The sequence below is a fragment of the Psychrobacter sp. LV10R520-6 genome (assembly GCF_900182925.1).
In the GTDB taxonomy this organism is placed as follows: domain Bacteria; phylum Pseudomonadota; class Gammaproteobacteria; order Pseudomonadales; family Moraxellaceae; genus Psychrobacter.
This window is the reverse complement of sequence record NZ_LT900024.1, coordinates 2,219,285-2,235,204: the sequence shown is the minus strand read 5'-3', so window position 1 is coordinate 2,235,204 and position 15,920 is coordinate 2,219,285. Positions and strand designations below refer to the sequence as shown.

General features: G+C 42.7%; 11 protein-coding genes. 7 read left to right on the top strand and 4 right to left on the bottom strand.

The window, feature by feature from the left end:
- Positions 1-58 precede the first annotated feature (58 nt).
- From U1P77_RS09260 to U1P77_RS09240, 5 genes are all read left to right on the top strand, one after another.
- Positions 59-3,028: a valine--tRNA ligase gene (locus U1P77_RS09260; protein ID WP_321154734.1), complete on the top strand. Its 2,970-nt coding sequence runs from the start codon at positions 59-61 to the stop codon at positions 3,026-3,028.
- 752 nt (positions 3,029-3,780) lie between these two features.
- On the top strand, positions 3,781-4,407 hold the full coding sequence (locus U1P77_RS09255; RefSeq protein WP_414479007.1) for an NYN domain-containing protein: 627 nt from the start codon (positions 3,781-3,783) through the stop codon (positions 4,405-4,407).
- Between the two features lie 262 nt (positions 4,408-4,669).
- Positions 4,670-5,056, top strand: a complete 387-nt coding sequence (locus U1P77_RS09250; protein WP_321154732.1) for a hypothetical protein — start codon at positions 4,670-4,672, stop codon at positions 5,054-5,056.
- A 1,310-nt stretch (positions 5,057-6,366) separates the two neighbouring features.
- Positions 6,367-6,798, top strand: a complete 432-nt coding sequence (locus U1P77_RS09245; RefSeq protein WP_321154731.1) for a YbaN family protein — start codon at positions 6,367-6,369, stop codon at positions 6,796-6,798.
- A 286-nt stretch (positions 6,799-7,084) separates the two neighbouring features.
- Entirely contained in the window at positions 7,085-7,294 is a 210-nt protein-coding gene (locus U1P77_RS09240) for a cold-shock protein (RefSeq protein ID WP_320157741.1), read from the top strand.
- A gap of 258 nt (positions 7,295-7,552) precedes the next feature.
- Here U1P77_RS09240 and U1P77_RS09235 read toward each other — a convergent pair whose 3' ends face one another.
- The gene (locus tag U1P77_RS09235; protein WP_321154730.1) at positions 7,553-8,635 is read right to left on the bottom strand and encodes a YeiH family protein; all 1,083 of its coding nucleotides are present in this window, start codon (positions 8,633-8,635) and stop codon (positions 7,553-7,555) included.
- Between the two features lie 289 nt (positions 8,636-8,924).
- Between U1P77_RS09235 and U1P77_RS09230 the strand changes: the two genes are divergently transcribed.
- Complete coding sequence (locus U1P77_RS09230; protein WP_321154729.1) at positions 8,925-9,860, top strand: LysR substrate-binding domain-containing protein; 936 nt, start codon at positions 8,925-8,927, stop codon at positions 9,858-9,860.
- Between the two features lie 149 nt (positions 9,861-10,009).
- Here U1P77_RS09230 and U1P77_RS09225 read toward each other — a convergent pair whose 3' ends face one another.
- Together U1P77_RS09225 and U1P77_RS09220 are read right to left on the bottom strand one after the other, a co-directional pair.
- Entirely contained in the window at positions 10,010-10,477 is a 468-nt protein-coding gene (locus U1P77_RS09225) for a universal stress protein (protein WP_321154728.1), read from the bottom strand.
- Between the two features lie 280 nt (positions 10,478-10,757).
- A complete protein-coding gene (locus tag U1P77_RS09220) occupies positions 10,758-11,222 on the bottom strand; it encodes a universal stress protein (RefSeq protein ID WP_321154727.1) in 465 nt (154 codons plus the stop codon).
- A 354-nt stretch (positions 11,223-11,576) separates the two neighbouring features.
- Between U1P77_RS09220 and U1P77_RS09215 the strand changes: the two genes are divergently transcribed.
- On the top strand, positions 11,577-14,642 hold the full coding sequence (locus tag U1P77_RS09215) for an insulinase family protein (RefSeq protein ID WP_321154726.1): 3,066 nt from the start codon (positions 11,577-11,579) through the stop codon (positions 14,640-14,642).
- A gap of 102 nt (positions 14,643-14,744) precedes the next feature.
- Here U1P77_RS09215 and U1P77_RS09210 read toward each other — a convergent pair whose 3' ends face one another.
- Entirely contained in the window at positions 14,745-15,308 is a 564-nt protein-coding gene (locus tag U1P77_RS09210; protein WP_321154725.1) for an NUDIX hydrolase, read from the bottom strand.
- Positions 15,309-15,920: the final 612 nt, after the last annotated feature.

Below are 15,920 nucleotides of genomic sequence, written 5' to 3'. Positions count from 1 at the left end.
CTACTTTTTACATCCATTTTTTGCCCACATTCATTATCAACAATAAGACCATTTTATTATGAGCAATGCTAATACTAAGACCAGCCTTACCCCATCTATCCAAGCTGCCTTAAGCCAACTCGAGCACGCTTATAACCCTGCGGAAGTCGAGGCGGGCATGTATCAAGGTTGGGAAGAGAGTGGCTATTTTCAGCCAACCTTTGACCGTGACGAGTCGTTCTCTATCGCGCTACCACCACCTAACGTCACTGGCAGCTTGCACATGGGGCATGGTTTTAACAATGCAATTATGGATGCACTGACTCGCTTTCACCGGATGGATGGTGACAATACCTTATGGCAACCGGGCACCGATCATGCTGGTATCGCCACCCAAATGGTCGTCGAGCGCCGTCTGGAATCAGAAGGCATTAAACGCCGTGATATGCGCCGCGAAGATTTCATCGATAAGGTTTGGGAATGGAAAGAAGAGTCGGGTGGCAATATCACGCGTCAAATTCGCCGTTTGGGCAGCTCGGTCGATTGGTCGCGTGAGCGCTTCACCATGGACGATGGTCTATCAAATACCGTAAAAGAGGTGTTTGTACGCCTGTTTGACGATGGCTTAATTTATCGTGGTAAACGTTTGGTGAATTGGGACCCTAAATTCCAAACCGCGCTATCCGATTTAGAAGTCGAAAACCATGACGAAAAAGGCTCGCTATGGCATTTCCGCTATTACTTCACTGATAAAGACTTGCAAACTCAAGACGGCAAAAATTATCTAGTCGTTGCGACTACCCGTCCTGAAACTTTACTCGGTGATACCGCGGTCGCGGTCAATCCAAAAGACGAGCGTTACGAGCATTTAGTTGGCAAGACCATTACCTTGCCAATTACGGGTCGCGTCGTACCTATCGTTACCGATGATTATGTTGAAAAAGATTTTGGAACGGGTTGCGTAAAAATTACCCCAGCCCATGACTTTAACGACTATGAGCTTGGCCGTCGTCATGACTTACCGTTGATCAATATCTTTGATGGACATGCGCATATTTTACCAGAGATGGAAATTTATCCAAACTTGCAGACACGTGAGCCAAGCTTAGAGACCACCCCAAGCGACCATATAAGTGTTACTTATGCTGGCGTGGAACGTTTTGCGGCCCGTAAGCAGTTGGTTGAGCAAGCCAAAACCGAGGGCTGGCTAGAAGCAATTGAAGACTATGCACTAAAAGCGCCGCGTGCCGAACGAGGTGGCGAGATTGTTGAGCCGTGGTTGACAGATCAATGGTATGTGGCGGTTGAAAAGCTGGCTAAGCCTGCAATTGACGCCGTAGAAGACGGTCACATTGAGTTCGTCCCTTCCCAGTATAAAAACGAATACATGGCGTGGATGCGCAATATACAAGACTGGTGTATCAGCCGTCAATTGTGGTGGGGACATCGTATCCCAGCCTGGTACGACGACGAAGGTAGTATCTACGTCGCGCGTGATGAAGCTGAAGTGCGCAGCAAATACCAACTCGCTGACAGCGTGAACCTGCGTCAAGATGATGACGTGCTCGATACTTGGTTTAGCTCTGGTCTATGGACGTTCAGCACTTTAGGCTGGTCAGATGACAGCGCTGATCCACGAGTGATGGACACCTTCCACCCAACCAGCGTATTGGTTACTGGATTTGACATCGTTTTCTTCTGGGTCGCTCGCATGATTATGATGACCATGCATTTCATCAAGAACAAAGATGGCACCCCACAAGTTCCGTTTAAGACCGTCTACGTGCATGGCCTAGTACGTGATGGTAACGGTCAGAAAATGTCTAAATCAAAAGGTAACGTGCTTGATCCTATCGACCTTATCGATGGTATTGAGCTTGAAGCACTGGTGGACAAACGCACCAGCAATATGATGAATCCCAAAGACGCGGCTAAAATCGAAAAACAAACCCGTAAAGAGTTCCCTGATGGCATCCCAGCCTATGGTACTGACGCGCTGCGCTTTACCTTTACCTCGCTTGCCAGTACGGGTCGCGATATCAACTTTGATCTAAAACGGGTGGAAGGCTATCGCAACTTCTGTAATAAAATCTGGAACGCCAGCCGCTTTGTACTCATGAACTGTGTCGATAGTTCTGAAGAAGGGCAAGGTAATGCGCTACCTATCGACCAAACGGCCAAGCCTGATGTTTGGGAGTTGCCTGAACGCTGGATTATCAGTCGTCTAAACTCTAGCATCAAAGATATTCGTCAGCATTTTACTCAGTATCGCTTCGATATGGTCAGCAAAGACATTTATGAGTTTATCTGGAATGAATACTGTGACTGGTATGTCGAGCTTGCTAAGGCCAGCCTCAATGACGACTCGGTATCGGAAGAACGCAAAGCGCAAATTCGCTACGTGCTATTACATGTGCTTGAGACCGCGCTACGCTTTACTCATCCAATCATGCCGTATTTGACTGAGCAGATTTGGCAGACTATTGCGCCGCTACTAGATCGTAAAAATACTGACAGTATCGTTATCGCTACTTATCCAGAAGTGAATGACGCGCAAATCAGTGAGCAAATTGAAGCGGATATGGAGTGGCTACAACAGTTGATTGCTAGCGTGCGTAATATTCGTGGCGAGATGAAACTGGGCAACGCGGTACGTCTGCCAGTACTACTACAAAATATCTCGCTAGCTGAGGACGAGCGTCTATCGCGTATCGCCAATCAGTTCAAAGCATTGGCAAAAGTGGAAAGCTTAACCATTCTAAAAGAAGGCGATGAGGTGCCATTATCGTCATCAAGTATGGTTGGACAGCTGCGCGTCCTGGTACCGATGAAAGGATTAATTGATCCGACTGCTGAGCTAACGCGTCTCGGTAAGGCGCACGAAAAGTTGCAAAAGCAAGCCGAAGGTATCTCGCGTAAACTGGGTAATGAAGGCTTTGTCAGTAAAGCGCCTGTGGAAGTAGTAGAAGCTGAGAAGGCGAAATTGACTGAGATTGAAGGGCAGTTGGTTGCGATGACGGCGCAGATGGAAGAGTTGAAGAATCTATAGGTTTTAAAAATAGAGGTAAGTCTAGATTTCATAGGGTCCAATATGAAAACTGATGAAATCATCAAGTCGGTCGAGAATAGAACATTTGATAAATAGTCGATTATTCCAAATGAGGTAAATACCTTTGAGATTATGAATATTTCTGACATGAGAATACTTAATGTATTAGCAGACAATATAGCTAAGTTTCAAATATTATTAGAAACTTAGCAATGGAAAAAAGACGATGTAAGACAATACATTTTAGGCGACATTGATAAATTAAACTCTTTCTTAAAAGGGATTGCGCGTGGTTCTTGTCGATGTTCAAAATATCGTTACCTCAAATTAGATCCGCAGCGAGAAGAAAACTTGGGACTGATGAAAATATTGCAAACGATCCAGTATCGTCCTTACTTTGAAGCCTACTATGAATGTCAATGTACACTATGCCAAACCGTTTACGATTGTAATTCTCATGAAGCAAGATTTGGGATAGAGTATTTTTGGAGGAAAAAGTATTGTTTGAATTAACTAAGGTTAGCAGAAATAAGTAAAGTTATATTATGGGCACTTGCAATATATTATAGGTATGCCTATAATTAACTTACAACTCACCCTTAGTATCTAAAATTAAGTTTTTAGTTTGCCTAGGGCGAAAAAACCGTTACAGTATTATGCTGTAGCGGTTTTTTCATTTTTGAAACAATAATTAGGCGGTGAATTTGAGAACGAGAGTGTATATCGACGGCTATAACCTGTTCTATGGATGTTTGAAGCATAGTGATGACAAATGGATAGATATATATCATTTGTTTGCGACTCATATCATTCACCAACAAAATCCAGAGTCTATTGTAGATAAAGTGTACTTTTTTACAGCAGATATCAAATCTAGGATATCTACGCAAGGACTATTGGCACAGAAAGCTCAGCAATCTTACCATAGAGCATTATTAAAAATGCATCCTGAAAGAATAGAGATTATAAAGGGATATTATGCCTTGGAAAAAGGGAATCTATTAAAGTATAAAACTCCACCTGACAAAAACGATAGGGTTGAAGTTTGGCGGTTAGAAGAAAAGCAAACTGATGTAAACATTACATTGACCGCTTATAGAGACGCGTTGAAGAGCGAAGCCGAGCAAATAGTATTTGTCTCAAATGACACAGATTTAGAGCCAGCGCTAAAAGCATTGAGAGAAGATATGGGCGACACTATTATTATAGGTATTGTCATCCCTATACGTGCTAATAGCAGACGTCCACCAAATCAAAAACTAAGCAAATACGCGGACTGGACACGTTCTTATATTACTGATGAAGAGTTAGCGAACAGTCAGTTACCTGATAAAATCCCAACATCCAAAAAGCCAATTTTAAAGCCTGAATATTGGTGAATTGCTATTATCACAGTTAAAAAGAAAACCGTTCTAGCCTATGCTACACGCGATTTTTTATACCAGTAACTAAGCTAGTATCTATTAAGAATCTTAACTGTGTATAGAAAAACCATGACCCTTCTCACCGTTGGACAACGCTTACCTTTAAGCTAACTCAATATTGACAACACTGCATCAATCGCACTGAAATTTACCTGTCAAAGTCCGATAGAAATAGATATCAGCTGATTTGCACTAAATAGTAAGGGACACAACGCCAATGACTTCAAAGACTAAAGTGTTTACCCTAAGCCCACTTATAATCAGCTTAGTAGCTTGTGTCTCATTGCCAACCAACGAAAACACGCTATCTGATGCGCAGCTAATTAGTATTGCCCAACAAGACAATCGCAAACCAGTAGAAGGGCAGTCCAATCTCGTGATTGGTGTCCATAATGGCACGAAAGTGATAGAAGAATTTCACTGCTCAGACCTTTGTCCCGAAAACACCGTGCGAATTGTCCATTACGACGTTCCTGAGACGGCAACGTGTGACGGTATTGGCGGAGTGTCCAAATCTGTACTGGTTCCGATAGCCATCACCGTGATGCCAAGAGAATATTGCTTCCCAAAGGTAATTGCGAATTATTGGCAGAGTTATCCTTAAGAAAAATGGCATGAGGAATATTTAATTCATATTAAACTTATCAAGTTAAGTTAGCTATTTGCACAAAAGAAAGCCGTTCCGGATACTAACGTGAGCGGATTTTTTATAGCAATAAACAAAGGACTCTTTCTTAAATATTTTAACTGGCATAGAATGACCATTAATTATCTTATTATCGAGCAATGCTCACTGTTGAGTCAGGCTAATTGTGATGATGCGGCACCAATAATATTGAAATTCAGAAGTAAAAGTCCAATAGAGGTACAGATTAATAGCTTTGTATCAGTTAGACTATACAGACAACTGTCACAAACAAGTTGAGGAATGCAGTAGTAGCTCTTACAACAAGCAATAGCAGCACTACAGTAAAAGCATCCAAAAAGCACTCTTTTATCAACAAAAAATTTGGATTGATAAGACAGGTAAGCCCTTATATTTGTGACGTCTGAGTCTACTCAAATTAGAACTCAAGCATTGAATTTTGTCAGTATGCAGGGCGATAATATAGGTAGTATATTCGAGCCGTTCTTTCATCGAATCATGGAGCAACCATCATCTTAAATCTATACGTTTTCTTGTGGGTTATTCTTACATCTTCTGTACTTGTCATTACGGTAAGCAAGATAAATGTACATAGGGGCGTGCTTAGAAGAGATGCTATTACTAGAGAATCCATGCCTAGTAGCTTTGATATCGAAACCAGTTTCCATAAAACTAATGCAACTTGGCATGATATTATATTTTTTCATGGCTCTATATCAGGTTTAATTGCCTTTTTACTCTTGTTAGTTTTTAAGATTAGTGTTTTATTTCCTGATATCAATAGTTTCCTTGCTATTCTTTTCCAAGTTATATTATTTTCGTTGGCCGTTTATTTTTTTGGGGTATCTCTTGAAAAGCTTGGTATTACCCTAGGAAAACGTGAGGTCAACGACAAACAGATGAATGAAAAGTACGTTATCGTCATAATGCTCAGTTACTTTTTATCTTTTATTGTTTTCGTGTTTTCGTTATTATAATATGTATTTATAACCGCTTTATTTTTGCTACAAAAAACTGCTCCAGCCCACACTGTGAGCGGTTTTTTCGTTTAACTAAGCTTATTAAAAAACTGTTTTATCAGCTGCCTCGTGTGAGGTTGCGTTTACTCAATTGCTAAACAATCATACGTATCAATAGCAAAACGACTCAAAACCAGTCTTGAACGGCCTTATCAATTACTGCATGCTGAATCACTTACATAAGTAACTATTGCTACCTGATATTTATCACCCATCGACATTACTTTTACTACTGAACCCACGACTGACATGACTGACATGCCTGAAAAGAAACGCGCGTTTTATTACCGTCCTAACACCAACCAGTCCGCTAGCCCTACAGTGCGTTGGACGTTTTTGACGCTTGGTTGGATATTTTTTGTATTAGGAATTATTGGCGTGTTACTGCCAGTGATGCCGACTGCACCGTTTGTATTATTGGCAGCAGGCTGCTGGGCGCGTAGTTCACGACGTTTTCACTTTTGGCTGATTAACCATCGGTATTTTGGTAAGTTTGTCCGTGATTGGGAAGCGAATCATGCGGTGCCACATTACGCCAAGTGGCTGGCGAGTATCATGATGGCGTTATCGACGACTATGTTATTTTATCGCCTGCCAGCTGATATGCTGTGGATGGCATGGATAGTGGCGGTCATATGTAGCAGCGTGGCCATTTATTTGTTCCGATTACCTAATGCTTAGTCTGATCAACAAACCTATAGGTCGTCTGCGGTATAAGACGTAAAACTGAGCAAAAAGGATGAAAATAGCGACATATTTGTATGTTTTCACGTAAAATACCAGATAATGCTTGCGCTAATGCGAAAAGGCGCTTATAATACGTTCAAGCTTAAGAGCAGTTCTGCACCAAATCATTACCTCGTAGTATTAGTTATAATCCTTCGTTTTAATATTTATCGTTCAGTAGCTATTTGCAAGCGTTACCGGTCATTAGACCATTTTTAGATTAAAAATTAGGATTATAGATATGTCAGATACTATGAAAGGTACAGTTAAATGGTTCAACGAAGCTAAAGGCTTTGGTTTCATCGCTCCAGAAAGCGGCGCTGACGTTTTTGCTCATTACAGCGAAATCACTGGCTCAGGTTTCAAAACCTTAGCTGAAGGCCAAGAAGTTGAGTTCACTGTAACTCAAGGCCAAAAAGGCCCACAAGCACATAACATCGTTGCTGTATAATTAGCAAAATGTGGTTATCGCTTACTACAACAAGTAACTGATGACAACATAATGCACAAAAAACGGACTTTCGGGTTCGTTTTTTTTCGTCTGTAGTTTGAGTTTGAATACTGAGTTTTACGTTTGAATACTAAATTTAAGATCAATAATGGGTTACAGCAAAACGCCTACGTTATCACTGAAATAGACGTAGGCGTTTTTTTAGTTAGCGCTATCAAAGTACTGATGATGTTGCCAAAGCTTTAGAAATAAAACCAATTATAGAAAGCTAATACCAATATTAATCAGACCGCCACCAATGATTAACCAGCCAAACATGATCGCGCCTAGGATGAGAGGTTTTACTCCCGCTTGTTTGATGGCACTCAGATGGGTGGTTAAGCCTAAGGCAAACATGGCCATACTCAAAAGAAGGTTATCTAACATTACCATGGCGTTCTCTAAGCCTTCAGACATATCTAACCAAGTGTGTAGTAGTACGATAAGAATAAAAATAAAGGCAAACCAAGGTACTTTGACTTGCTGGACACGGTTCATAAATGACGGTTTTTCACCATTCTCGCTGCTGCCTTTGGTCAAGGCAAAAGACAAAATAAGTAAGAACGGCGCAAGCATCATGACCCGAATCATTTTGGTCACGACCGCCGTATCGCCAACTTCAGGACTAATCGTATTACCGGCTACTACGACTTGAGCGACTTCATGAATAGTTGAGCCCGTATAAACGCCGTAATCTTGGGCGCTGAGCCAGGGTTGCAACCAGCCGAGATGATATAAAAATGGATAGAGCAGCATAGCGATAGTACCGAATACCACTACCGTTGCCACCGCGATAGTGACTTTATGCGCTTCTGCTTTGACCACTGGTTCCGCTGCAATGACCGCTGCCGCGCCGCAAATACTTGCCCCTGAGCCAATTAGTAAAGTGGTTTGCTTATCAACTTTTAGCCATTTAGTGCCCAACCAGTAGGTTAATAGAAACGTCGAGGTCAGCACCAACGCATCACTCATAACGGCAGGCAGTCCAACGCTAGCGACTTGAGTAAAGGTCAGTTTAAAGCCGTAAAACATAATTGCCAAACGTAAAATCTGACCTTTAGCAAAGTTAACGCCTTCATTTAAGCGCTCGGCGACCCTTGGGTAAATAGTGTTGCCCAGCACCATACCAACCAAAATAGCTAACGTTAATGACGATAGCCCAACGATGCGTCCATTGGTCCATGTGTCCAAGCCGGTATTCAGCCATAAGCAAAATAAGCTACCGATGAGCACGACGATAAGCCCTGCAAGATGGCGACCTTTCGGAAGATAGCTGGCGACTGATTGGGTAAAGGCATTCATTACTAACGATCCTATTAACGCGTCTGTTCGGCTGTCGACTGGCAGGGCAGCGACAATATAAATTGATATGCAAACCAAGCCAATAATCATCGCTTATATAAATTATTCCATAATCGGAATTAGAATAAGCTTATGAGTAGACATTATAAAGCAGGCTATTCTATAATAAAAACAGATTAATAAGATATAAAATATCGATTTTTTAGGTTAATATGTTTAAAATGATGTATTCGAGTTAATAGATGAAGATAATTGCAGAAATTTTAGTAGCGAGAGGGGGCAGACAATAATGAAAAAGCCAATTCAAACCTTACCGAAGATTACCCTGAAGCAGCTGGCGGTATTTGTTAGTATTTACCAAACGGGTAGCACTAGCCGTGCGAGTGAGGAGCTGCATTTATCGCAATCTGCGGTCAGTAGTGCCTTAACCGAGTTAGAATCTCGATTGCAAATGCCTTTGTTTGAGCGGGTCGGACGCAGACTCAACCAACATGCGAATGCTCATCCGGTCTATATCCAAGCACAGGCAATCTTGGGGCAGTCATTAACACTTGAGCATTACCATAAGCATCATGCCGAGCAAATTCATATCGGAGCCAGCACTACCATAGGTAATTATGTATTGCCGCCATTGTTGGCCAAGCTATACGCCGTGCTCCCTGATTCGAACGTTGATATGTATATTGCCAATACCCAAGAAGTGGTCAGTGAGGTTGAGCAGTTAAATATTGATATTGCACTGGTGGAGGGCATGCCGCGCCCATCGGATACTAAGGTTATTGAGCAGCGCTCATGGCGAACCGATACTTTGATGGTATTTGCCAAACGTGATAGTAAATGGCTAATAGATATCGCAGCGTATGACAATGATGATAACTGCTATCGGCTAACCACTGCGCAGTTGGCAAAGCTACCTTTGTTAGTACGTGAGGCCGGTTCGGGGACACGGCAAATTATCGATGAACAATTATTACAACACATGCCCGATGCCGAAGTCATCATGGCAATTCAGCAGTCGGAGGCGATTAAGCATATGGTCAGTGCTGATATTGGGCTGGGCTGTCTATCGCAGCATGTTATCCAAGCAGAATTAGCCAGCGATAAGTTGGTGCAGATAAAAGTAGTAGGGATAGATTTGACCCGCACGTGGTGGCTAGTCTGGCATAAGGCACGTCATCAAAGTCCGATTTGGCAGACCTTTATCGATATTATTCAGGACGTTTAAAGCCTGATGTTTAAAGCTTATAGTTCAGCTCTAATTTATATCCGTTATGTCGTCAGTCTTAATATCAAAAGTAAAAAAGCGCAGCATAGAATTTTCTCTACACTGCGCTGTTCTAATACTTTAATTTACTTAATAAATTAACAATGACCTTAATTGCGTTTTGACACTGGCTTATCGAGCTTTACTACTAAGCTATCGCAAGGAACATTAGGTAAGATATTATCTGCAGTCGCACCACTGAGCCACGCGGCGATACCATGGCGCTCATGGCGTCCGATAACTAAAAGGTCGACGTTATTCTTTTCACAATAATTAACGATGCCTTCACTGCTAGAGATAGCGGTGGTTACTTCAGAATTTACCGCGTTTAATTGATTCCGATCCAAGAATTGCGCGAGTTTTGCCCGTGCTTCTTGGCAGCGTTCATCATCAATCTCATCATATAGGCTGGAGGCGGGCACTAGCTCATAGCCAAAGCCAACCATCGTATCTTTGACAATATGTAGTACCGATAATTTGGAGTTAGGACGGTTATCGACGATACGTTTGGCTTTTTGTGCCACCACATCGGCATCGGATAATAAGTCGGTGACTAGTAAAATATGTTGGTAACTCATGAGGCATTCCTCGTAGCAGGTAGTCTTAACTATAGCACTACTAACGCCTGCTGTTAAGTTGGCTTTGTTAAATGCGCATTATCTTTGATAACTGCAATAGCTTTGGTATCTCCCCTCTATGTCGGCCTTTAACTTTCGTGAGCCCCATTGGCTTCTCATTACCTTAATCTCATCTACCAGCAGTTTTTGTAAGTTCTATGTGGTTTATAAAAAATGCACCGTAGAGAGATACGATGCATTTTTTAGCAGTTTTTTGATCGAATTTGTAGTGACGCCAATCTTATTTTGGTACCGGTGTGTCGATCTTGACGACTAGGCTATCACAAGGCACATTCGGCAAAATATCATCTGCTGTTGCCCCAACTAACCATGCTGCGATGCCATGACGTTCATGGCGCCCAATGATTAGTAGATCAACATCGTTCTTATGGCAGTAGTTAATGATACCTTTACTGTTAGAGATGGCAGCAGTAACCTCTGAGTTGACCGCCTGTAGCTCATTACGCTCAATAAATTGCGCCAGATTTGCCCGTGCTTCTTGCCAGATTTCACCATCGGTCTCACCGGAAAGACTAGAAGCGGGAACCAGCTCATAGCCAAAACGAACCATGTCGTCTTCGACGATGTGCAGTATTGATAGCTTCTGAGATTCAGGACTATTGGCAACGATATATTTGGCTTTTTGAGCGACCACATCAGCATCGGACAATAAGTCAGTAACCAATAGAATATGTTTATAACTCATAAGGTACTCTTGATAGTGTATTACTTCATAGTAACATTACGGATAGGCTTTGTTAAGATACCAAGTGTCCGTACCTGCTATCTCTTTATCTATAAGAAGTATCGCCTTATTTATAGTAATTAGGAACTTTAAAGGGGTTAAATTCAGAACCTGTTACCTTGACTTATCAGAATGCTAGCCCCATCTATCACCGTTAGGCAAGTTTTTTAATTCACTGAACATGCCATTGAATACGAAGGCCATCCGCAAGGTTTCTTCACTATTTTTGTTATAAAACAACTGATTTTATAAGCATAATTTCTGCTATTTATTTATTAATTACCCTTATATTAAGGGCAATCTGTAAGGACAACTATGACTGACACGCCATTTACTGCTGATTTAACGTTGCACCCCGCATTTGAGCTGATTGAGCATCGCCATATTGAGGCGCTATCGATGGATGTGCTGATCAGTCAGCATGTCAAAACCGGCGCAATGCATTATCACTTGGCGCAACCGAGTGATGAAAATGCCTTTTTGGTAGGTTTTCGTACTCAGCCAATGGATTCAAAAGGTGAAGCTCATATTTTAGAGCACGTGGCACTGTGCGGTTCTGAGAAGTTTCCGGTACGTGATCCGTTCTTTTCGATGATCAAGCGCTCACTTAATACCTTTATGAATGCGATGACTGCCGCTGATTGGACCGCGTTCCCGTATGCGACCCAAAATAAGAACGACTACTTTAACTTATTGGCCGTTTATCTTGATGCGTCATTTTTCCCTAATATTCATCCGCTGGATTTCGCTCAAGAAGGCATTCGTGTTGAGTTGGACGCTGATGATAAGCCGCAATTTAAGGGCATTGTCTTTAACGAGATGAAAGGCGCGATGAGTGGCGAGATTGATCAGCTGTATCATGCGGTTGCTCATCATGTATTCCCAACGACTACCTATCATTATAATTCAGGCGGTGACCCTGCAGATATCCCTGATTTGACTCATACTGAGCTGGTAGCGTTTCAGAAAAGCCATTATCACCCGTCCAACAGTGTCATTATGAGCTTCGGTAATATTCCGGTAGCAGAGACCCAAGCGAAGATACATGACGATGCGCTCACGCGTTTTGAGACCGGTAAAAAGCACGTGTCGCGTCCAGAGCAACGTTTGTCTGCACCGATTAGTGCGACTGATACCTATACCGCTGATGAGGAAGGTCCGGATCAAACCCATCATGTAATTGCTTGGTTATTACCGACTATTACCGATCCTAAGCAGCGTCTTGCCCTGCGTCTACTAGAAGGCGTATTGATTGAGCATTCAGGCTCGCCATTACGTGCCTATCTAGACAGCCATCCATTGGGGAAAGCGCCAAGTCCGTTGCTAGGTCTTGATGACAGCCATTACGAAATGGTGTTTTATACGGGTCTGCGCGGCTCAGAGCCTGAACATGCTGAGGCTGTAGAGCAGGGCATTATGGACTTGCTCGCTGAGGTTGCCAGTAACCCAATTGCTGACGAGACCATTGAGACCATTTTGCATCAAATCGAGATTGACCAACGTCATATCGGCGGTGATAGTATTCCTTATGGTCTTAACTTGATGTTAGAGGGCTTCAGTACCGCGATTCATGATGGCAATCCTATTGATATTTGGGAAGTCGACGAGCATCTCGTATGGCTACGTGAGCAGGTAAAAGACCCGCAGTGGCTGCCCAACTTAATCAAAATTCATCTGCTGGATAACAACCACCGTGTGCGTGTGACCCTAACGCCTGATAGTGAAAAATCAGCGCGTTTGGTTGCTGCCGAACAGACCCGTCTCGATACCATTGCGATGGACATGACCGCTGATGATAAAGACATCTTGCATAAGCAAGCACTTGATTTAGCAGCGCGCCAAACGGCCCCTGATGATGTCAGCTTATTGCCAAAAGTCGGTTTAGAAGATGTGCCTACTGATATTAGCTTTAAGCAAGGATCACAAAAACAAGTACGCCTAAGTGGTCAAGACAGCACGCTATTTGAATACGAAGCGGGTACCAATGGCCTATATTATTATCAAGTGGTTGTGCCATTAACTGACGCAATTGGTGATACAAGTACCAATGATCTGCCAGCTAATGACGTCATTAATCATCCGCTATTGCCTATCTATTTGAGCTTGTTGTCTGAGCTGGGTACGGACTCTTTAAGCGCGCACGAATTGCAGGCCAAGCAAGCGGCTCATTCATCTGGTGTGACCGCACGTGTCAGCCAACGTACCAATATTGATGACAGCCAAGCAATCAGCAGCTATTTTGTGGTCGCAACGCGCGCGCTCAATCGTAAACCTGAAGCTATCGACTTAGTCAAAGAAGTGATGGAGCATAGCGTCTTTACTGAGCATGACCGTATCAAAGAGATATTGCAGCAGCGTCAGTCAGGATGGCAATCAAATCTTGCTGGTTCAGGGCATGCTTATGCCATGCAAACCGCCAGTCGTGGTATGAGTCGCCAATCGCAGCTAGAATATGTGCGTAGCGGCTTACCCGCATTAAACGCGCTCAAAGACTTTTTGACTCATGCTAGTACTGATGATGCGCTGTGGGACCAATTGGCGACCAGTCTAATGGACTTGCATCAACGTCTGATCAGCTTGCCGAAACATGCAGTTATTATCTGTGAAGCGGAGCAAACCGAGCGCTTGAGTGATTTGATTGTTGATAGTTGGAAAGACAGCCGTACACCAGAGCTGGCTGAAAAAGTCATCACTACCGAATCTAACATTCCTAGTGAGTTTGCTGATTTAACGTTAAATCCAGCCTTAAACGGTGAAGAAAGTGCCACTAAAGCTATTGAAAGCGGGGCAACGATTGAGGTTGAAGATTTAGCCTGGCTGGTTGCGACCAACGTCTATCATAATGCCAGTGCTTATACGGTTCCTGCTGCTGATCATCCTGACACGGCACCGCTGATGGTGCTAGCGCCTTATTTACGCAACGGCTATCTACATAGTGCAATCCGTGAGCGCGGTGGTGCTTATGGTGGCGGAGCCGGCTACGATGCCAATGCTTGTGCCTTTAAGTTCTTTAGCTACCGTGACCCGCATTGCGCTGAGACCTTTGAGCATTTTGATGCCAGTATTGAATGGCTACTTAATGAGCCCCAAACTGATGAGCAGTTAGAGGAAGCTATCTTAGGGATTATCTCAGGTATGGATAAACCGGGCTCTCCTGCTGGCGAGGCAATCAAAGCCTGCTTTACGAACTTGCATCATCGCGGCGCAACATGGCAGCGCAAAATGCGTGCCGCAATTTTAGCGGTCACTGTTGATGACTTACAGCGAGTGACCAAGCAATACTTGCAAGGTCAGTCACATGTGCGTGCTGTGCTGGCGCCTTATGACAAAGAAGATACGGTCAAGAATCTTGGCTTTGCGGTGTGTAAAGTCAAAAGCTAAGTATTTAAAGACTTGTCAGCTAAGCATTATAAACAGCAAGACCGTTTATAATGCAAAAAAAGCCAGGCGTGATGCCTGGCTTTTTTGTGTTTACCGCTCAGCTTAATAGCGCTTAATGCTTTTATCTTTATTAATCTGATCTTGATGAATCGGGAACTTATCATGACTATCGAACCGTTTACGATCGGCAAAATAACTGGTCAGCGTACGTCGTACCGCTTCAAAGGCAATTTTATCCCACGGGATATCTTCTTCACTAAACAAGGCGCAATCAAGACTTTCAGACCCTATACCATAAGTACCATCTTTCAGATCCGTCAAATAAATGACATAAATTTGCCCAATATCGGGAATGTCATAAATGCAGTATAAATTTGGATTGATGACGACGGCGTCAGCCTCTTCAAAGCTCTCCCGCGCGGCACCTTCAGCGATAGTTTCGCCGTTTTCCATAAAGCCCGCTGGCACTGTCCACAAGCCATACTGTGGCTCAATGGCGCGACGGCACAATAAGACTCTATCCTTATATACTACTAATGAGCCACAAATCACTTTTGGATTTTCATAATGAATATAATTACAATTTGGGCATACCAAGCGCGGCATATTATCAGTAGCTGGAATTTTACGTTCAGCTTCGTGACCGCATTCTAAGCAATAGCGCATATCAACTGCCTCGTTTAGTGAGAAGGAATAAATAAATAGAAGCTATGTAGATGTTATGGAAAGTATAATTTTTTCAGGGTGTTACTTTTATAGATTTTACTTTTAAACACTAGTTTATATTTTATCGGAAAGTATGGCGTTATAAAAAACGTGAGATGTAAGACCATCTCAAAAATACATATACCTTAAAATAAGTACTTTAAGATAGCATAAATTTGCGCAGGACTAAGCACTGATAACATGAACACGTCATTTATTAGCAACAAAATACACGTTAGTGGGTTTAGAAAATGCTAGCCATATAATCGTTTTAGTATAAAACTGTCATTAAGTAGCCACTCTATTTAATAACAACTAGCGACGCTATCAAGTAATAAGCAGTCACATAAAGAACATGCAGCCACGGCTAGATTGAGCTAACCTAGGTTATGATAAAAAAATGTAGGTTTTAGCGAGATTACTCACAACATCACTTATACCTAGGATAGTGCCGCCCTCTGCCGACATCATTATAAATTAAGGCCACTACCAATGCGATAGCGCCTATTAAGGTTGGTGTGAATCAGAAGTGCCATTTTACGCCACCGAGCATGACTATATATTTGCTTGACG